The organism is Maricaulis sp. MIT060901, assembly GCF_047123815.1.
Lineage (GTDB): Bacteria > Pseudomonadota > Alphaproteobacteria > Caulobacterales > Maricaulaceae > Maricaulis.
Genome location: NZ_CP138920.1, coordinates 1,012,684 through 1,032,207 on the forward strand (window position 1 = coordinate 1,012,684; position 19,524 = coordinate 1,032,207).

General features: G+C 60.9%; 19 protein-coding genes and 2 riboswitches. Of the genes, 5 read left to right on the forward strand and 14 right to left on the reverse strand.

Features of this window, described 5'->3' with window-relative positions; genetic code table 11:
• Window positions 1-75 precede the first annotated feature (75 nt).
• The 5 genes from gcvPB to SIC17_RS05235 form a co-directional block, all read right to left on the reverse strand.
• Complete coding sequence (gene gcvPB, locus SIC17_RS05215) at window positions 76-1,650, reverse strand: aminomethyl-transferring glycine dehydrogenase subunit GcvPB (RefSeq protein ID WP_291894726.1); 1,575 nt, start codon at window positions 1,648-1,650, stop codon at window positions 76-78.
• Window positions 1,650-2,993, reverse strand: coding sequence for an aminomethyl-transferring glycine dehydrogenase subunit GcvPA (gcvPA, locus tag SIC17_RS05220; protein ID WP_412546594.1), 1,344 nt, complete (start codon window positions 2,991-2,993; stop codon window positions 1,650-1,652). Before gcvPA ends, gcvPB begins: the two co-directional genes overlap by 1 nt.
• 10 nt (window positions 2,994-3,003) lie before the next feature.
• The gene (gene gcvH, locus SIC17_RS05225) at window positions 3,004-3,369 is read right to left on the reverse strand and encodes a glycine cleavage system protein GcvH (RefSeq protein WP_291894730.1); all 366 of its coding nucleotides are present in this window, start codon (window positions 3,367-3,369) and stop codon (window positions 3,004-3,006) included.
• 24 nt (window positions 3,370-3,393) lie between these two features.
• On the reverse strand, window positions 3,394-4,494 hold the full coding sequence (gene gcvT / locus SIC17_RS05230) for a glycine cleavage system aminomethyltransferase GcvT (protein WP_412546595.1): 1,101 nt from the start codon (window positions 4,492-4,494) through the stop codon (window positions 3,394-3,396).
• A gap of 55 nt (window positions 4,495-4,549) precedes the next feature.
• A riboswitch (glycine riboswitch) is annotated at window positions 4,550-4,655 on the reverse strand.
• Window positions 4,656-4,658: 3 nt separating this feature from the next.
• Window positions 4,659-4,748: riboswitch (glycine riboswitch) on the reverse strand.
• 104 nt (window positions 4,749-4,852) lie between these two features.
• Complete coding sequence (locus SIC17_RS05235; protein WP_291894735.1) at window positions 4,853-5,221, reverse strand: hypothetical protein; 369 nt, start codon at window positions 5,219-5,221, stop codon at window positions 4,853-4,855.
• 154 nt (window positions 5,222-5,375) lie between these two features.
• Between SIC17_RS05235 and SIC17_RS05240 the strand changes: the two genes are divergently transcribed.
• Window positions 5,376-6,890: a serine hydrolase gene (locus SIC17_RS05240; protein WP_412546596.1), complete on the forward strand. Its 1,515-nt coding sequence runs from the start codon at window positions 5,376-5,378 to the stop codon at window positions 6,888-6,890.
• A gap of 9 nt (window positions 6,891-6,899) precedes the next feature.
• Here SIC17_RS05240 and argS read toward each other — a convergent pair whose 3' ends face one another.
• Both argS and SIC17_RS05250 read right to left on the reverse strand, forming a co-directional pair.
• Window positions 6,900-8,666, reverse strand: coding sequence for an arginine--tRNA ligase (gene argS, locus SIC17_RS05245; protein WP_412546597.1), 1,767 nt, complete (start codon window positions 8,664-8,666; stop codon window positions 6,900-6,902).
• Window positions 8,667-8,671: 5 nt separating this feature from the next.
• The gene (locus SIC17_RS05250; RefSeq protein WP_291894743.1) at window positions 8,672-9,232 is read right to left on the reverse strand and encodes a hypothetical protein; all 561 of its coding nucleotides are present in this window, start codon (window positions 9,230-9,232) and stop codon (window positions 8,672-8,674) included.
• Between the two features lie 122 nt (window positions 9,233-9,354).
• On the opposite strand from SIC17_RS05250, the gene ispH reads away from it, so the two are divergent.
• From ispH to rnhA, 3 genes are read left to right on the forward strand one after another with little or no spacing between them, the layout of a single operon-like run.
• A complete protein-coding gene (gene ispH / locus SIC17_RS05255) occupies window positions 9,355-10,320 on the forward strand; it encodes a 4-hydroxy-3-methylbut-2-enyl diphosphate reductase (RefSeq protein WP_291894746.1) in 966 nt (321 codons plus the stop codon).
• On the forward strand, window positions 10,313-10,732 hold the full coding sequence (locus tag SIC17_RS05260) for a DUF1801 domain-containing protein (protein WP_291894748.1): 420 nt from the start codon (window positions 10,313-10,315) through the stop codon (window positions 10,730-10,732). Before ispH ends, SIC17_RS05260 begins: the two co-directional genes overlap by 8 nt.
• Entirely contained in the window at window positions 10,729-11,166 is a 438-nt protein-coding gene (gene rnhA / locus SIC17_RS05265; protein WP_412546598.1) for a ribonuclease HI, read from the forward strand. Before SIC17_RS05260 ends, rnhA begins: the two co-directional genes overlap by 4 nt.
• Here rnhA and SIC17_RS05270 read toward each other — a convergent pair.
• The 5 genes from SIC17_RS05270 to SIC17_RS05290 form a co-directional block, all read right to left on the reverse strand.
• Window positions 11,163-14,549 (reverse strand): PAS domain-containing protein, encoded by a 3,387-nt coding sequence (locus SIC17_RS05270; RefSeq protein WP_412546599.1) that lies wholly within the window; start codon window positions 14,547-14,549, stop codon window positions 11,163-11,165. The genes rnhA and SIC17_RS05270 overlap by 4 nt on opposite strands.
• Window positions 14,550-14,692: 143 nt before the next feature.
• Complete coding sequence (locus SIC17_RS05275) at window positions 14,693-15,034, reverse strand: energy transducer TonB (protein ID WP_412546600.1); 342 nt, start codon at window positions 15,032-15,034, stop codon at window positions 14,693-14,695.
• 111 nt (window positions 15,035-15,145) lie between these two features.
• On the reverse strand, window positions 15,146-15,619 hold the full coding sequence (locus SIC17_RS05280) for an NfeD family protein (RefSeq protein WP_291894760.1): 474 nt from the start codon (window positions 15,617-15,619) through the stop codon (window positions 15,146-15,148).
• A 25-nt stretch (window positions 15,620-15,644) separates the two neighbouring features.
• Window positions 15,645-16,583, reverse strand: a complete 939-nt coding sequence (locus SIC17_RS05285) for an SPFH domain-containing protein (protein ID WP_291894763.1) — start codon at window positions 16,581-16,583, stop codon at window positions 15,645-15,647.
• Window positions 16,584-16,612: 29 nt separating this feature from the next.
• Window positions 16,613-17,110: a peroxiredoxin gene (locus tag SIC17_RS05290; RefSeq protein ID WP_291894767.1), complete on the reverse strand. Its 498-nt coding sequence runs from the start codon at window positions 17,108-17,110 to the stop codon at window positions 16,613-16,615.
• Window positions 17,111-17,208: 98 nt separating this feature from the next.
• Between SIC17_RS05290 and SIC17_RS05295 the strand changes: the two genes are divergently transcribed.
• Window positions 17,209-17,796 carry a YqgE/AlgH family protein gene (locus SIC17_RS05295; protein WP_412546601.1) on the forward strand — a complete coding sequence of 196 codons (588 nt, stop codon included), beginning with the start codon at window positions 17,209-17,211 and terminating at the stop codon, window positions 17,794-17,796.
• Here the strand turns inward: SIC17_RS05295 and SIC17_RS05300 are convergent.
• Both SIC17_RS05300 and SIC17_RS05305 read right to left on the reverse strand, forming a co-directional pair.
• Window positions 17,793-18,926 (reverse strand): EAL domain-containing protein, encoded by a 1,134-nt coding sequence (locus SIC17_RS05300; protein ID WP_412546602.1) that lies wholly within the window; start codon window positions 18,924-18,926, stop codon window positions 17,793-17,795. The two genes, SIC17_RS05295 and SIC17_RS05300, sit on opposite strands and share 4 nt — an antisense overlap.
• Entirely contained in the window at window positions 18,923-19,501 is a 579-nt protein-coding gene (locus SIC17_RS05305) for a GNAT family N-acetyltransferase (RefSeq protein ID WP_291894775.1), read from the reverse strand. Before SIC17_RS05305 ends, SIC17_RS05300 begins: the two co-directional genes overlap by 4 nt.
• Window positions 19,502-19,524: the final 23 nt, after the last annotated feature.

The window sequence follows — 19,524 nt, forward strand, 5'->3', positions numbered from 1 at the left end:
GCCAATAAGAGACGGGGATACACCGGCCTGGTGTATCCCCGCAATTTTCACCCGGAAGTGGGGTAAATGCCCGGCTTACTCAGCCGCTTCCATTTCATTCGATTCCGACGGATGCCAGCGCAGGACCGGCTGACGCGCCGCGCGGGTCTCGTCGAGACGCTTGGTCGGTGCGTGGATCGGGGCCGCCTGGAAGCGGTCCGTCTCGCCAGCCTTGGCAGCAAGGGACAGAGCTTCCAGCACGTTGATGAAACGGTCGAGACCGGACTTCGACTCCGTCTCGGTTGGCTCGATCAGCATGGCACCGTGAACGACCAGCGGGAAATACATGGTCATCGGGTGATAGCCCTCGTCGATCATCGCCTTGGCAAAGTCGAGCGTGGTGACACCCGTGCCTTCCAGGAAACGGTCATCGAACAGGGCTTCGTGCATGCACACACCGTCAAAGGCCGGGGTCATGACGTGTTTAAGACGCGCCTGGATGTAGTTGGCGTTGAGGACAGCGTCCTCGGCCACTTGTTTCAGACCATCCGAACCGTGGCTCATCATATAGGTCAGGGCGCGGGTGAACATGCCCATCTGGCCATGGAAGGCCGCCATGCGACCAAAGGGCTCGCCTGCGGCATCGGCCTCGTGCTCGACCAGCTCCCAGTCATTGCCGTTCTGGACCACGTAGGGCACCGGCGCGTGCGGCGCGAGCGCCTCGGACAGGACCGTCGGGCCGGAACCGGGGCCACCACCGCCGTGCGGGGTAGAGAAGGTCTTGTGCAGGTTGATGTGCATGGCGTCGACGCCGAGATCACCCGGACGCACACGACCGACGATGGCGTTGAAGTTCGCACCATCACAGTAGAAATAGCCGCCCGCCTCGTGGATCAGGTCAGCGATCTCGCGAATGTCACGCTCGAACAGGCCACACGTGTTGGGGTTGGTCAGCATGATGCCGGCGACGTCATCGCCCAGCTTGGCCTTGAAGGCCTCCATGTCGACACGGCCGGTTTCGTCAGCCGGGATTTCGTCACAGGTGAAACCACACTGGACCGCGGTAGCCGGATTGGTGCCGTGGGCACTTTCCGGAACCAGAACACGGCGACGATGGGTCTGGCCGTCGGCGTCCAGCTTGGCGCGGATCGCCATCATGCCGCAGAACTCGCCATGAGCACCGGCTTTCGGCGACATCGCCACACCCGGCATGCCGGTAAGCGTCATCAGCCAGTGCGCCAGCTCACCGATCACCTGGTAAGCGCCCTGTACGGTCGAGGCCGGCTGCATCGGGTGCACATCGGCAAAACCCGGCAGTCGCGCCATTTTCTCGTTGAGACGCGGATTGTGTTTCATCGTGCACGAACCGAGCGGGTAGAGACCCAGATCGATCGCGTAATTCTTGCGCGACAGGCGCACATAATGGCGCATGGTCTCCGGTTCGGACAGGCCCGGCAGGCCCAGCTCGGACTGGCGCGCAAGACCGCCCAGGCGGCTCGGCGTGCCTTTCGGCTCGGGCAGGTCAACACCGGTCTGCACGGCAGAGCCGCGCTCATAGATCAGCGGTTCCGCCTGTTCCAGGCCCTTGGAGCCGGAGGTGGTCTCGGCGTATCCGCCGGTTGCGATATTGTCCGCCATGCGGGTCGGACGTCCTTGGGTATTCATGGGCATCAGAGAACACTCCGCAGGGCTTTATCGAAGATGGCGATATCTTCGTCCGTGTTGATCTCGGTCGCGGCCACGAGGAGCACGTCCTCGAACTGGCCCGGGAAGAGGCGGCTGGCCGGCACGCCGGCGAGCACACCTACCTTGGCCAGCGCGTCGACGACTTCATTGGCATTTTTCGGCAGGCGAACCGCGAACTCGTTGAAGAAGGCATCATTGAGCACCTCGACGCCGTCAATGGCGTCGAGCGCATCGGCCAGGCTGCAGGCGGTCTCGTGATTGATCACGGCCATCTGCTTGAGGCCCTTCTCGCCCAGCAGAGTCATGTGGATGGTGAATGCCAAAGCACACAGACCGGCATTGGTGCAGATGTTCGAGGTCGCCTTGTCACGGCGGATATGCTGTTCGCGCGTCGACAGCGTCAGCACGAAGCCGCGACGGCCATCGGCATCCACCGTCTCGCCGGCCAGGCGGCCCGGCATCTGGCGGATGAAACGACGATCATCCTTACAGGCAAACAGGCCCACATAAGGTCCGCCGAAATTGAGACCGACACCGATGGACTGGCCTTCGCCAACCGCGATATCCGCGCCCATGGCACCCGGCGCCTCGATGAGGCCGAGGGACACGACTTCGGTGAAGGCGGCAATCACCAGCGCGCCCTTGGCGTGGGCGGCCTCGGAGATGGCCCGCAGATCATGCAGCTGGCCGAACACATCCGGCGTCTGCACGACAACACAGGCGGTCTCGTCGTCGATGGCGTTGATCAGCGTTTCCAGACCACCCAGGCGCGGCTCGGTGACCTCGATCTCGACATCGGAATATTTCGCCAGCGTCTTGGAGGCCTCGACATAGTGCGGATGCACATTGCCCGCCATGACCGCCTTCATGCGGCGCGTGACGCGTGCCGCCATCATGACCGCCTCGGCACAGGCCGTGGAGCCGTCATACATGGAGGCATTGGCCACATCCATGCCGGTCAGCTGGGCGACCTGGGTCTGGAATTCAAACAGGGTCTGCAGCGTGCCCTGCGAGATTTCCGGCTGGTACGGCGTATAGGCCGTCAGGAATTCCGAACGCTGGATCAGGTGATCCACGGTGGACGGGATGTGGTGCTTGTAAGCGCCCGCCCCCACAAAGAATGGCACCGAAGACGCCGAGACATTTTTCGACGACATCGCCGACATGGCCCGCTCGACCTGGAGCTCGCCCTGTTTCTTCGGCAGATCGATCAACCCGTCCAGCCGGCCCACCTCGGGCACGTCGACGAACAGATCATCAATGGAAGCCACGCCGATCGCATCGAGCATGTCCTTCCGGTCAGTATCTGTGTGAGGGAGATAACGCATGTGAACGTCCTTAAGCGATGTGCTCGTTGTAAGCGGCTTCGTCCATCAGGCCTTCCAGCTGGGAAGCGTCGGACAGTTTGAACTTCACGAACCAGCCGCCTGCGGTCGGCTCTTCATTGACCTTGGCCGGCTCACCTTCCAGCTCGCCATTGACCTCAACGATCTCGCCATCGACCGGTGCGTAGACTTCGGAGGCCGCCTTGACGGATTCGACAACCGCGAACTCATCGCCCTTGGACACGGTCTTGCCGACATCCGGCAGCTCGACAAAGACCACATCGCCCAGCTGCTCAGCGGCATAGGCCGTAATGCCAACCGTGGCGACATCGCCGTCTATGGTGATCCACTCATGGTCTTCAGTAAATTTCGTGCTCATGATTTTCCCTTCCCCTGTAAAGAGTTATCCGCGATAGAAATTGTTCGGAACGAACGGCATCTTGGTCACCGTCGCTGCGCGCGCCCGACCGCGCACAATCAGATCGACCTCGGTGCCCTCAGCCATGAAGGCGCGGTCGATATAGCCCATGGCAACCGGACCCTCGATGGTCGGGCCGAAGCCGCCAGAGGTCACGATACCGATGATGTTTCCGTCCTTGTCTGCGATTTCCGCACCCTCGCGCGCCGGCGCGCCCTCGAGGCGCAGGCCGATGCGTTTCTGACAGGTCTTGTCCTGGATCTGCTGGGCGATGATGGCCGCGCCCGGGAAATCACCGCGCTCGCGACGAGTCTTGGCCATGGCCCAGATCAGCGAGGCTTCAACCGGCGTGCGGTTCTCGTCCATGTCATGGCCGTAAAGGCAAAGACCGGCTTCCAGGCGCAGGCTGTCACGCGCGCCGAGACCAATCGCCTCGACCTCATCCTGGGCCAGCAGCAGTTTTGCGATCCGAGCGCCATCCGCCTCCGGGATGGAAATCTCGAAACCGTCCTCGCCCGTATAGCCGGAGCGCGAGATCAGCACCTCGACACCGTCCAGCTCAAACGCGCCGCACTGCATGAAGACCATTTCGCAGGCTGCCGGGCAAAGACGTGCCATGACATCTTTGGCTTCCGGTCCTTGCAGGGCCAGAAGGGCGCGGTCGTTGATACGGGTCAGCGTGCCGTTGCCCGCCGTCGCCGCCTCGATCAGCGCGAAATCCTCATTCTTGGTGGCTGCATTGACGACCAGGAACAGGCCGTCACCGGCCGGACGCGAGACCATGAGATCGTCGCGGATACCGCCCTTGTCGTTCAGCAGCAGGGTATATTTCTGTTCGCCGGCACCCAGGGCCGAAAGGTCCGCCGTGATCAGCGCTTCCAGCGCGGCCTCGTCACCGACATACCGCGCCTGGCCCATGTGGGAGACGTCAAACAGGCCCGCCTTGGCGCGGCAATGATTGTGCTCGCCCATGATGCCGAGCGGGTACTGGACCGGCATGTCGTAGCCGGCGAACGGCACCATCTTGCCGCCCAGCTCGACGTGGAGGGCGTGAAGCGGTGTCTTGAGAAGGGTGTCGGTCATCAATCGGGTCCTTGCGCAACAGTGATCCGCAAGCGTCGCCGCCTGCAGCCGTTGCCCCCGCTGTCCCGATAACCTGAGAGATTCCGCGCCAGCCCCGCTTGCCCGGGACGACGCTTGCTCCGTCGGTGGGATGCTTGCCAAACGCGCGCATCCACTTTCCAGCGTTTTTCTCGTCCGCGGTCCCTTGGCCTGAGCGTTTCCGGGGCGGTTGCGCCTTCGGCGCCGGCTTATTCGCCGGTCTCTCCCGCGGGGAGAAGTGGCCTGTAAAACGGACCTCGCGGCCGGTCAAACAGATTTGCAGGACTCTAGGCCGGGATGCCGGTGAGTCAATGCGATTTGACGGTGGATTTCCGGCTTCGTTCTAGCCGCCCAGACACACGCCGAGCGCACTCTGGATATGACCGCCCAGCCCCGCCTGCTCTGCCTCAGGAAGAGAGGCGAAGACCTGCTGGGATTCCAGGCGCGCCGCTTCCCAGTCCGCGATCTCGCCGCGCCCCTGGATCGCGCCCTGTCCGCCCAGTGCGGCCGCACGATAGGCCCCAGGGGTCAGGCTCTGGGCCAGCTCACTGTCAAGGCATTGGCAAAAGGCAAAATGATCCGGCTCCGCACCGCCTTGGCGATCCACTTGCTGGATGCGACAGGATTGCTGCATCAGAACCGACAGGCGCGCCGGATCGGTCGGCAGGTCCGCGGACTGGACGAACAGGCTGGCGATGAGTGAAACGATCATGGCTGGCTCCTCGTTATCTGGCCCAAGCATACACCTGTTTTTGCAAACACCTCTCCCCCAAACGGGGGACCAGGATTGCAGCCTGCTGACACCCGGTTGCATCCAAATGCCGACCTGGCCGCATCTCACCGGCATACTAGCTCGGGATAACTCCATGTCATTCAAAACTCTTGCCGCCGGTCTTCTGGCAGCCACCTCGCTTATGTCGTCCTCGGCCTTCGCCCAGATCGTTACGGTCGAAGCGGATACGCAGCAACGCATCGCGGATTATATCGCAACGGCAGAGGCGGTTGGTTCAGCTGGCGGCCTGCTGGTCACCATCGGCGATGAAACCCTGATCTCCACGGGCTATGGGCTGGCCAACCGCGCCGCCCAGTATCCGGCAACGCCTGAGAGCGTGTTCGACATGGGCTCGCTGACCAAACAGTTTACAGCGGCAGCCATCCTGGTGCTGCAGGAGCGCGGTGAGTTAAGCGTCACCGACACGCTGGATCGGTATTTCACCGACCTGCCGGCGGACAAGACCGGCATCACCATCCACCAGCTGCTGACGCACAGCTCGGGCCTGTCGGACCACACTGGCGGGTATGAGGGCAGCGATCACAGCCGCTACAAGTCACGCGAGGACTTCTTTTCCGCGCTGTTCGCCAGCCCGCTCAGCCGGGAGCCAGGCACGTCACTGGAATACTCCAATGCCGGCTATACGGTTCTCGCCGCAATCATCGAGGATGTCAGCGGGACGGACTATGAGAGTTTCCTGATCGAGGCCGTGCTGGACCCGGCGGGCATGGACCAGACGGGTTATCGCCTGCGTGACTGGGACGATGAAAACCTCGCGCACATGTATTTCCACGGCTTTCTGGACCCGGAGCGCGCGGATATCGGCACCTTCATCCAGCGCTGGCGCGAAGAGGAGGTCTCCTGGCACATGCTGGGCAATGGCGGCCTCTACACGACGCTCGTCGATATGGGCAAATGGCACCGCGCACTGCAGGACGGTACGGTTCTGTCAGCACAATCCACGACGCAGATGCAGGCGCCGCACGTCCCCTGGGAGGAAGGCGATCCGGATCATTACGGTTATGGCTGGGTCGTGGAAACGGCTGCCGAAGGCACCCCTGTCAATCACGCGGGCTCGAACGGGCTGTTCAATGCCACCATCCGCCGCTATCCGGCCGACGACATCCTGATCATGCACTGGACCAATGAAAGCCGTCCCTCGGCGGACCGCATGGGACCGGTTGTCCGGCGCATGCTGGTCGATCCGACCTACGAGGTCAGCCCGGTGCACGCCTCACCCTATACGCTGATCAATCAGTACAGCCAGAGCCAGCCGGTTGAGCAGGTCGCCGACCTGCCCGCGCATCTGGAAGGGATTACCGGCCGTGAACTCAGCGACCGTCGAATCCTGAATCGCGTCGGGTTTCACCTGTTGGGTGAGGAGCGCGGTGACTGGGCCGTCGCCCTCTTTGAGCTGAACACCGAGCTTTTCCCGGCCGATGGCAATCTGTTTGACAGCCTCGGGGAAGGACATGTCGCGCTGGGCAATACCGAGGCCGCCCTCGCAGCCTTCCGCACATCACTTGAGCTTGCGCCGGAAGACGGCGGCTGTGGCTGGTGCGAGAACGCTCTCAACCGTATCGCTGAACTGGAAACCGGCGCACAATAGCGCCGGATTCTACATCCGCTCCGGGGCTTCCAGACCGACCAGATGCAGGCAGAGCTCAAGCTGTTTGAGCGTTGCCTGGGCCAGGGCCAGGCGCGAGGCCTTGGTGGCATCGTCGTCTGCGCCGAGGATCGGGCAGGCGGCATAGAATTTCGAGAAGGACTGGGCCAGGGTGAAAGCGTGATCACAGATCGCGTTCGGCGCCCGGTTCTCGCACGCCTGCTCCAGTGCAGCGCCAAACGCGTCGAGTGCGAGGACGAGATCGGTCTCCTCCTGGGTGCCGACAACAATCGCGTCCGGTGCCACACCCTCACGATCTGCCTTGCGCATCAGCGATTTCACGCGGACTGCAGCATAGAGCAGGTACGGACCGGTCTTGCCTTCGAAACTGGTGAAACGGTCCAGATCGAACACGTAATTGGTGGTGCGGTAATTCTGCAGATCGGCGAACTTGATCGCAGCCAGACCAACCATGCGCGCAACGTTCGCCCGCTCTTCCTCTGAGGCGTCAGCGGCGAGCCCCGCCTCCTTGAGGCGCTCCCCGGCGCGTTCAATGGCCGAAGAGATCAGGTCGGCAAGGCGGAAGGTTCCACCATCGCGCGTGCGCAAACGCTTTCCGTCAGTGCCGTTGACGGTGCCGAATTTCACGTGCTCAAGCGCGCCCTCTGCAGCCAGACCGGCCTTGCTTGCCGCGCGGAAGACCTGTTCGAAATGATCCGACTGGGCCAGATCGACGACATAGAGTGTCAGGTCAGGGCCAACCTCGTTCTTGCGATCGAGAATGGTCGCCAGGTCAGTGGTTCCGTAAAGCGAAGCACCGCCGGAGGTCACAAGGATCAGCGGTGCGAGTTCCTTCTTGTCGCCGTCACGCGCAACACGCACGACCCAGGCGCCATCACTCTCCTCGGCAACGCCGCGATCTTTGAAATCCTGGACCAGGTCCGGGATCAGCGGATCGACATCGCTTTCACCCTTCCACAGGTCGAAATGCACACCCAGCGCGCCGAAATCCCTTTTCAGAGCCGCGACGGATACATCGATGAAATGACGCAGCAGCGCGCGATAGCCCGGGCGTCCGGCCTGCAGCTCAGCCGTTGCGGTTCGGGACACCTCAAGACGGTCCGCATCGGACTTCGCCTTATTGGAGGCCTGCGGATAGAGCCGCGCAAGATCCTCGATAGTCACCGGCGGCTCGGACGGATAACCCTCCGTCACATCCGCGTCGAAATAGACCAGATCCGGTTGTTCGTCGGCCAACTCCGTAATCAGATGCCCCATCTGCAGGCCCCAATCGCCCAGATGGATGTCGGAGACCACGTCATCGCCGCGGAAACGCAGCAGGCGTTGCAGGCTATCACCCAGAACGGAAGACCGCAGATGGCCGACATGCATCGGCTTGGCGACGTTGGGGCCGCCAAAATCGATCATCACCTTGCGGGGCGTTTCGGTTTTCGCAGCGCCCGCGCGCTCGTCGGCGGCGATTTCAGCAGCGCGTAGTGTGATGGCCTCCGCGGAGGGGCGCAGGTTCAGGAAACCTGGCCCGGCAATCTCGACCTTCTCGATCAGCGGGTTGTCCGCAACCGCATCAACAACAGCCTTGGCGATCTCGCGCGGATTTTTCTTGGCTTGTTTGGCCGCCGGCATGGCGCCATTGCACTGATACGGAAAGACTTCCGGGTTCTGCTTGGACGGGCTCACACGGCCCAGTTCCCGCGGAAGCTCAAGGGAAGCGAACGCGTCGCCCAGCACTGCGCCGAGCTGATCAGCAATTGAAGGCATGAATTTTATTCCTGGCCAGCAGCGACGCGGAAACGCCGTCCACTGCGATTGAAGGCAATCTGCTCGTCAGTCAGTTCAAAGCCGACGAGAATCTCGAAATTGGTGCCCGACGTGGTCGGCGTCGCACGCGGGATGGAGATGGCATCCACACGCTCGGTCATGAACAGACGATCTTCATCCGCGCGAAAACGCACACGAATCGGGAAGGTCTCTTTCTCGATGACAGCGCGGTCACGGCGGGTGACGACAACAAAATACTCATAGGTATTCTCGCTGCCCATCGCGGCTGGACCACGGCCGAAACCCAGGTCAATTTCCAGATTGGCCAGGATCGGTCGGTCGTCATAATAACTGCAGAGGGACCGTACCGCGAGGATCTCACCGGTGAAGCCCACATTTTCATAGGTGACTTCGCCGTCAATCTCGACATAGCGGTGCGCATCATGCAGCGCGAAGGCTGTCGGACACGGGCCGATATTCGGTTCCGGTGATTCAAGAGCGTCGATAACACTGGAACAACCGGCAAGAACGGATCCGACCGCGGCAACAAGGGCAATAGAACGCATTGTGCGACACCTGACTTCACTAGAGTGACTGGCACTGGATAGCACGCAGCCGAATTGTTAGGACGGTCATACGATGCACAGCGCAAGTCCGCAACGGCATCGCTGAAGGAGATTTCGATTTCATGAGCGCAGCGCCTCCCCCCCTCACCGTCCTTCTGGCCGCTCCACGCGGTTTCTGTGCGGGTGTAGACCGCGCGATCCAGATCGTTGAGCGCGCCCTGGAAAAATTCGGTGCACCTGTCTATGTGCGCCACGAGATCGTGCACAACCGCCATGTCGTGGAACGGCTGGAGAAAATGGGCGCGATTTTTGTCGAAGAGCTTGACCAGTGCCCGGATGATCGACCGGTTGTCTTTTCTGCCCACGGCGTGCCCAAGAGCGTCCCGGCCGAGGCCTCCCGCAGGGAGATGATCTATGTCGACGCGACCTGCCCGCTGGTTTCCAAGGTCCATGTCGAAGCGCAGCGCCATTTCAACAACGGGCTGGACATCATCCTCATTGGCCATTCCGGCCATCCCGAGGTGATCGGCACGATGGGGCAGCTGCCGGAAGGCGCCATTACGCTGGTGGAAACAGTCGAGGATGTGGACACGCTCATCCCACGTGACGAGAACAAGCTTGCCTTTGTCACCCAGACCACCCTGTCCGTTGATGACACCTCTGCCATTGTCGAACGATTGCAAGCCCGCTTCCCGGCTGTCGCCTCGCCGCACAAGGAAGACATTTGCTATGCGACGACCAATCGTCAGAGCGCGGTCAAGACAATGGCGGATCGTTGCGACAAGGTCTTCGTTATCGGCGCACCGAACTCCTCCAATTCAGTCCGCCTGGTCGAGGTCGCAGAGCGGGCCGGCGCGAAAAGCGCGGAGCTGGTTGCCTCGGCCAGCGATGTCGACTGGGACAAGCTGGGCCCGGTGCGCACCGTGGGCATCACTGCGGGCGCGTCCGCGCCGGAAGACCTGGTCCAGGGACTGATCGCTGCCTTCCGCGAGCGTTTCGAGGTCTCTCTTGAGGAGCTTGCCGTGACACGCGAGGATGTCGAGTTCAAACTCCCGCGTGTGCTCGCCGAGGAAACAGACAATGTCTGAGAACAAGACCAAGCCGACCGAACAATCACCCGAAGATTTCATCGCCAGCGTGGAACACGCCACGCGCCGCGCCGATGCCCAGACGCTGCTTGATCTGATGCGGAAAATCACCGGCTGGGATGCCCGCATGTGGGGGCCGGCGATCATCGGTTTCGGTGAGTATCACTACAAGTATGAAAGCGGCCGGGAAGGCGATTTCATGCGCACCGGCTTCTCGCCTCGCAAGGCCAATATGGTGGTCTACATCATGCCCGGCTACACCGATTTCAGCGAGATACTGGGCCGGTTGGGCAAACACAAGCTTGGCAAATCCTGCCTTTACATCAACAAGCTGGCCGATGTGGACATGGGCGTTCTGGAAGAACTCATCCGTGCCGGCCTGGATGATATGGAAAAGAAATATCCGCTGTGAGCACGATTACGATCCACACTGACGGCGCCTGTTCCGGAAACCCCGGCCCGGGTGGTTGGGGCGCTATCCTGGAATGGAATGGCCACCGCAAGGAGCTCAAGGGCGGCGAGCACGATACCACCAACAACCGCATGGAAATGCAGGCCGCGATCGAGGCGCTGAAAGCGCTGAAAAAACCGGGCCGCACCGTCGTGCTGATCACAGACAGCGTCTATCTGCGTGATGGCATCACCAAATGGATCCATGGCTGGAAAAAGCGGGGCTGGAAAACCGCCGACAAGAAACCGGTCAAGAATGTCGACCTCTGGCAGGAGCTTGACGCGCTGACCCGTGAGCACACGATCGAGTGGCGCTGGGTAAAAGGTCACGCCGGAGATCCGGGCAATGAACGCGCTGACGAGCTGGCGCGCGAAGGTATTGCGGGACTAGGCTAGCCGTTGGCCTGACGCTCTTCGCCGCTGGGCTGCAGCACAGCCAGGACTTCGGCCAGATCGAGCGGCTTGGCGAGATAACCATTGGCCCCGGAAGCGAGATATTTCTCGCGCGCACCGCGGGTCGCATCCGCCGTCACAGCGAAAATTGGAATGTTCGCATACTCGGCCCCGGACTCACGGATCTGGCGAATGGCTTCGTCGCCAGAAAGAACAGGCATCTGAATATCCATCAGAACAGCGTCAAAGCGTCCGTTGGCCAGAACGTCGATTGCCTCCTGGCCGTTACTGGCGGTTTCCACCTCGTAACCCGCACCTTTCAGAAGCGCTGTCGCAACAATTAGGTTCGTGGCCACGTCATCCGCCACAAGGATTCGACCCGATGCCGACATCCGGGCCGTCTGGCTGGCGGCAGCCAGATCCCTCGTTTCAGCGCCGGAACTCCAGCTATCAGCGCTTTCCAGGGGTATTTCGAACCAGAAACACGCACCTTGGCCGAGCTCGCTCTCCACACCGATATCGCCTCCTGCCAGCTCGACGATTTCGCTGCAAATGGCCAGACCGAGACCCGTTCCGCCATGCTCGCGAGTTGCGCTGCCGTCGACCTGCGCGAAGCGACCGAAGATATGACTGCACTGGTCGGCGGGTATTCCCGGGCCCGTATCCCGAACGACGAAGCGAACCCAATCCGGCTTCAGCTGGCTGACTTCAAGACTGACAGAGCCGCTCGGTGTGAATTTCACCGCATTGCCCAGAAGATTGATGAGAACCTGGCGGATACGCTTCTGGTCGCCGAGGACCTTCCGCGGGATCTTCGGGTCGATTTCGATCGACAAGTCGAGAGATTTTTCGGCGGCCATGCCCGCCACCATGTCAATGACCGAACGCGATGTTTGCGCAACGTCGAACGGCTCATTCGACAGATCGACCGCGCCCGCCTCGATCTTGGAGATATCGAGGATATCCTCGATCAGGTCGAGCAGGGCCCGACCTGAATTCTCAAGCGTATTGACGAAACCCGCCTGTTTGTCGGTGAGATCAGTCAGGCGCAATAGCTGCGTCATGCCGAGCACGCCATTCAGCGGCGTTCTGATCTCGTGACTCATATTCGCAAGGAATTGGGACTTTGCCAGGTTGGCTTCTTCAGCCTCCTTGCGGCGACGCTCGATTTCCTCGCGGGCACGCACCTCAGACGTCAGGTCGAAATTGATCCCGCTGAACACTTTTTCACCGTAGAGGCCTTCGCGCAGCAGTGCCTGTGAGCGGATATGGCGCACGCGGCCATCATCCAACACAATGCGGTACTCCGCATCATACTCCGCACCCTCGCGCAGAGCCGCTTCCAGCTTTTCGCGCAACTCCGGTTCATCGTCCGGGTGGATGCGGTTTTCCCAAATCTTGAACGGATCTTCTGCTGCTTCGGGATCGACGCCGAACATGGTGTGGGATCCCTTGTCCCACCAGGTAGACCCATCATCGAGATTCATCTCGAACACGCCGATCTTGCCCACTTGCAAAGCCAAGCCCAGGCGCCCGGAAAGCGTACGCACCTCTTCTTCGCGGGCTCGACGTTCAGTTACGTCCTGGAAGGAGCCGATCAACTTACTGACCTTGCCATTCTCAAACAGGGCCCGCCCAACGGCACGCACCCAAATTCTGTTTCCCTTGGCCGTAATAAACGGCAGCTCCAGATCCCAGGGTTCACCCTCCTGGATTCCGCGCTGAACCGCGTCTGTCATAACCGGCCGCGCTTCCGGGGCGTAAAAATTGATGGCCTCGTCCATTGCAGGCTCGAAATCGGCCGGCACTTCATGGATCCTGCAGGTAATCTCGTCCCAGATCGGTTGGCCGGTGGCCATATCGACCTCCCAGCTTCCAATTCCGCCAAGTTCAGTCACCACCAGGAGACGTTCTGTGGCCCGTCGTTTCTCCTTCTCAAGCTCGACACTGGCTGTAATGTCCTCGATGGAGCCGGCCATGCGGACCGGCTTGCCCTCGAAATCCCATTCGGCCTGCCCGCGCGAACGGACAATTATGAAGCTGCCATCAGGCTTACGCAGCCGGTATTCCTGTTGATAGGGTTGTTTCTTGAACAAGTGTGCGTTCAGGGCAGTCTCGACGCGCTCTCGATCTTCCGGGTGAACAAATCCGAGGAGCACTTCGGCGCTGTTGTCGATCTGACCGCTTCCCATCTGCGGCATTGTTTCGGGCCGACCGACAATGTCCAGCAAGCGTTCCGACAGAAATGCCGTATTCTGACGCACATCGAGCTCCCAGACACCCGATGCACTGCCCTGTACAGCGAGATCGTAACGACGCTGGCTGTCGTTGAGATCAGCAATCGCCTGCTCGCGTGCGCGCTCCATGCGGTGGGCACTGACGAGATTGGAAATTGTCACCAGCAGGGGTTCGATCGCCTGTCTGATCGCCGGGTCAAACCCACCGGGGCGATTGGCAATCCCGATCATGGCCACAAACTCGCCCCGACTGAAAAGCGGGATGCCCATATAGGCCTTTAGGGGCGGGTATCCTTCCGGTAGCCCTCCCGATTCTCCGTGCTCTGATGGGTTATTGGTGATCAGCGCATCGCCGGTCCTGATCGTATAGCCAAACGGAGTGTCGAGATTTCGGAACTCAAAACCCGTCTTGGAGTGGGTCTCATAGATCTGACGCGTTTCCTCGTCCCAGGAAATATCGGTAATCGCATGCGTCTTGAGGAAACGACCGCTCTCGTCGGTGAGGATTTCACCGATGAAACCATACTCGCCACCGGTAAGCTCCAGAGCGGCGCTGAGCAATTGACCGAAAGCGATGTTGGCATCTGCCAGATTGGCGATGTACTGGGTCTGCACCTGGGCGATAGCTGCCAATTGCCGGGTCGACGCGTCGGCAGCTCGAGTCCGCGCGCGCTCGGCAATACGCTCCTCAACGAGGCGTGCCAGGGCCGTCAGGCGTTCAAAATCATTTACCGAAAGATCGATTGGCTCGTCATGAATAACGCACAGGGTTCCGATCTTGTGTCCACCGGACTCGCGGATCGGAACACCCGCATAACCGCGAATATGCGGCTCGCCGGTCACCAGCGGATTGTCGCGGAACCTGTCATCCTCCAGCGCGTTGGGGACGTAGAAAATTTCATCACCCTGAATCGCATGATGACAGAAAGCGACATCGCGCGGCGTCTCGTCGGCCGGAATATTGATGTTCGACTTGAACCACTGCCTGTCCCGATCTACCAGCGAGACGGCACACATACGCGTGCCGGTCAGCCCAACCGCAAGGTCGGTGAGTGTGTCGAAACCGTCCTCAGCTTCGGTATCCAGCAGGCCCAACGCATACAGGGCAGCTAGACGTGCTTCTTCAAAGTCGGTTTGCTTATCAGACAAGAAAGTCCCCGAGTCCGGACAGATGAAAGACGCAGTCTCAGTCGCGTCGGTTTACCAAAACTAAATGCAGCCACACCCGCCCCTAAGGCATAAAAAAGCCGGCCCCGCGAGGGACCGGCTTTTCCGGGAGGAATTGTCCAGGCTTACTGGCCGAGACGGAAGTCCAGGGAATAGGTGTGACCCTCGGTGCGGGCCTCACTGGCTTCGTAGCGCCAGGTCTCGATTGCAGCCAACGCGGCACGGTCGAATACACCGGCCGGCGTGGATTCCACGATCTGGGCATCAACAACGCTGCCATCAGCGTCAATCGCATAGGAAACCGTGACAGAACCCTCGATACCGCGACGCTCGGCGCCACGCGGGTAGTCCGGAGCCGAGCGCTCAATAGCAGCGCGATCGGTCGTCGTGATTGCAAGCGCCGGAGCACCAACAAGAGAAACAGCCATGCCAGAAGCGATGATTACGGAGAAGATTTTTGCTTTCATTTCGCTCACCCAAGGAATTAAACTCAACTGAGCGCGGATATACGGGCGAAATCCTTCCGGTTACTCTCCGGGAAAGCTAAAATTTTAGCGGATCCGGATATATGGTATGACTCACTGCGCCTGGTGGTCGGAAACCCGCAGGATCACACCATTGACCTCGTGCACATACAGCGTGGTTCCGGACGCCGGGTCACTGGCATCGATCATCTCCGCCGCCCACTCGGTATCACCGAATTTCACCCGACCTCTTGCCGCAGCAAAATCACTCACAGCGACAACCCGCTGGCCGATCATGCGCTGGGAGCGGTCATTGAGACCGGTGCTGGCTCCGGCCTTGAGACGCGGACGCACCCAGCGGTCGCCTGCCCAGATCAGCGCGATCGAGGAGAAGGCAAAGAAAGTCAGCTGGAGGGTCCAGCTCGCGCCGATAAACTCCAGCGCGATGAAACCGGTCAGGAACGCTGCCGCAGCAGGCCAGAGGAGGTAGGTTGTGCCTGTCAGCAACTCCGCGATCAGGAGCACGCCGGCAATTGCCCACCATGCCCACAGGTTCAGCTTCTCAAGCAGTGAAACAATCGAATCCATATCTGACCTCCTCTACCCGTTACACTTATTCTTTGTGCGTGGCTTCGCTTACGGCCTTGTGCGCCGCCTTGCCCAGCTCACCCACACCGGTGATGGTCCCGATGATATTGGAGAACTCTGCCGGGATGATCACTGTCTTCTGCTGATCGCTGATTGCGAGATTGGCGAACGCATCGACATATTTCTGACCCAGGAAGTAGTTGATCGCGGAGACGTCACCCTTGCCGATCGCGTCAGAGACCATTTCGGTCGCCTTGGCTTCGGCTTCAGCTTCACGCTCGCGCGCCTCGGCATCGAGGAAGGCAGAGGCCTTGCGACCCTCGGCCTCGCGGATCGCCGCTTCCTTCTCACCTTCAGCCCGCAGGATCTGGGACTGTTTGGCGCCCTCGGCTTCCAGGATCTCTGCACGCTTGAGACGCTCGGCCTTCATCTGGCGGGCCATGGCCTCGGTGATATCCATGGGCGGCGACAGGTCGCGGATCTCGATCCGGGTCACCTTTACACCCCAGGGGTTGGTCGCCGCATCGATCACGGACAGCAGGCGCGCATTGATCTCGTCCCGCTTGGACAGGGTTTCGTCGAGATCCATGGAACCGACCACAGTCCGTACATTCGTCAGCGCCAGGTTGATGATGGCAAAGTCGAGATTGTCGACTTCATAGGCCGCGCGCGGCGCATCCATCACCTGGATGAAGACCACGGCGTCGACCGAGACGGTCGCATTGTCCTTGGTGATCACATCCTGGTTGGGAACATCGAGAACACGCTCACGCATGTTCATCTTGTAACCAATGCCGTCCACGAACGGGACGATGAAGTGAAGACCGGGCGTAAGGGTCCGCGTGAAACGTCCGAAACGCTCCACCGTAAATTCCTGTCCCTGCGGTACTGTCTTGATCACCGACATGATGATCGCCAGTGCGAGGAAAAACAGTACGGCTATGCCAATCAAACCGAAATCCATGCGGACCCTCCCATTAAGTCACGAGTTGTTTATGCGGACACGCTGTCGAGCTGTCCGAGAATGTGGTCGGCGGACGAGACCTTGAATTCGCCCGGAGCCTCGACATTCAGCTCGGACACTACGCCGTCCTTGACCAGCATGGAGAAACGCTGCGCGCGCACACCCATGCCAAAACCGCTGCCGTCGAACTCGAGGCCAACGGCCTTGGCGAACTCGGCATTGCCGTCGGCCAGCATCATCACATCTTCACCCGCCTTTTGGTCAGCGCCCCAGGCGCCCATGACGAAGACGTCGTTGACGGACATGCAGGCGATGGTGTCGACACCCTTGCCTTTGATGGCTGCGGCGTTCTCGACAAAGCCCGGCAGGTGCTTGGCCGAACAGGTCGGCGTGAACGCGCCTGGTACAGAGAACAGGGCAACAGTCTTGCCGGCAAAAACATCGGACGTGGACACCGGGGCTGGGCCATCGGCCGTCATCGTCATGAAAGTGGCCTCGGGGAGGCGGTCACCGACCTTGATCGTCATGGTCTATTCTCCTGAAGGTTTATTTATGCGTGCTTGCGCACTTTAAGATAGCGGGAACCCGGCTAGACGCATCCCCTATTTGAGGCGATCATGCCGGTATGACTCGGAAAGATGATACGCTGACAGCCGACAGATATCTGGGAGGCAAGTTGTTGATCGCCTCCCCTTCTATCGGCGACCCGCGTTTCGATCGCACCGTCATCCTCATGTGCGATCATTCCGAGGATCATGCAATGGGAATCGTACTGAACAAGCCTGTTGAAGGCCTCAGACTTCCATCCCTGCTGGAACAATTAGGCATCGAGGGCGAGCCCCATGCCCCGGACCGCGCCGTACTGGTGGGCGGACCGGTCGAACGAGATCGCGGTTTTGTTCTGCATAGCGCTGATTTCGAATCGAATGATTCGACCCTGCCCGTAAGCGACACGATCGGGCTGACGGCGACCAAGGACGCGCTGGAGGCCATCGCCTCGCCCAGACCACCTCGCCGCAGCCTGCTCGCGCTGGGTTACTCCGGCTGGGGAGCTGGACAGTTGGAAGAGGAACTGGCCAGCAATGCCTGGTTTGTCGCAGATCCGGACGAGGACCTGATCTTTGCCGAAAGCGCTGACGACAAGTGGGAACGCGCCCTGGAGCTACTGGGCATCGACCTGGAACGCCTGTCCAGCCTCAGCGGCAATGCCTAGCTGGCGGCCCTGAACCGGCCTTCCAGTCCAGCCCCGATCAGTTCATACGCATCCTGCGGTGCCAGCGCGCCGGAATAGCGATAGCCCTGCGCAAAATCACAGCCGATCTCGGCCAGCAGGCTGGCGGTTTCGGCCGTCTCCACGCCTTCGGCGACGACCTTCATCTTGAAGTGTTTGGCCAACTGCACCACGGACTGCACCACAGTTGTCGCACTTTCATTCCCGATCATGGCGCGCACGAAATACTGGTCGACCTTGACCACATCAAAGGGCAGCATTTCCAGCCGCGCGAGCGAGGAATAGCCGGTTCCGAAATCATCCAGCGCCAGGGCAATGCCTGCTTCGGACAGACGCGCCATGGCGTCGGCCGCAGCGTCCGGATCGCGCATGATCTCGGTTTCGGCGATCTCCAGCTTGAAGACACCGGCGGGCAGGCCGGCGCGTTCGACATAGGCAATGATGCGATCCTGGAAGCCGGGATCGACCAGCTCGCTGACCGAGACATTGGCCGCTACGAACAGATCCTGTGCCTGAGGCGAACTCCGGCGCCAGGCCGAGAGATCATCCACCGCGTTGGAACGAATATTCGAGCTCAGCTTGCCCAGCTGATCGATATCATCCGCCATGGCCAGGAAATCCGGCGGAGCGAGCACACCAACACCCGGGCGACGCCAGCGGGCCAGCGCTTCGAAACCCACAAGGCTCTGCGTCTTCAGACAGATGATCGGTTGGTAAAAGGCCAGCACCTCGCCCGCCTCCACAGCCCGCGCCAGGGCGTGCTCGTCGGCAATCCGGTTGGCCTTGTGGACCGTGTTCCCGGCCGGGATCATCAGACCGTCGACCCGCTCACCCTCACGCCGGGCACCGATCAGACGCACATAACTCAGCTGCTGGTCCAGACCGGTCAGGCGCACACGCACATCGATCCGGCCCGCCGCCAGGTCCCGGCGCACCGCATCCTGGTCCGTCGGGCCCATGCGCGCGAGGAAGACCTCCAGCGTCAGGGTATCACCATTGAGGCCAAAGCGAGCTCGCTCGCCGGACAGGGTCACGGCGCCGGTCCCAGGATGGATGCTGAACGCCACCGCGCCCGCGGCTGCGGCACCGGCTTCAAACGGATCGGAACTCATTTGCGCTCGTCAGTGCTGAGCAGGGCAAAACGATCATGATCACGCCACTCGCCAGCAATATTGAGGAAGGAACGCGAGCGCCCCTCGAACTGGAAGCCGACGCCCTCCAGCAATTTGCGGGAGGCATGGTTTTCCGGACGACAGGCCGCCTCGACACGATGCAGGCCCAGGGAATCGAAAGCGAAGCACAAGACACGTTTCACCGCGGCGCGGGTATAGCCCTTGCGGACATAGGGGCTGCCGACCCAGTAGCCGATATCCGCCGCCTGCAGCACGCCGCGCCGGACATTGTTCAGATTGCACGCGCCAAGCAGGACATCATCCTCCCGCCGCACGATGAAAAACGGATAGCCCAGACCGGACTGGCGGTCGGCCTGGTACCGCGCAATACGGCGGCGGAACGCACCCTTGGACAATTCATCAACCGTCCAGGCCGGCTCCCAGGGTTCGGTGTGGGCGCGCGAGGCGCCGCGCAGCTTTGCCCAGGCATCATAGTCCTCGAGCACGGGTGCCCGCAGCTTGATGCCCTGACCGAACAGGATGTCTTCTTCCGGATCATCGCGCCAAAGTGCCACGCATCTCTCCCAATACGGCGGGC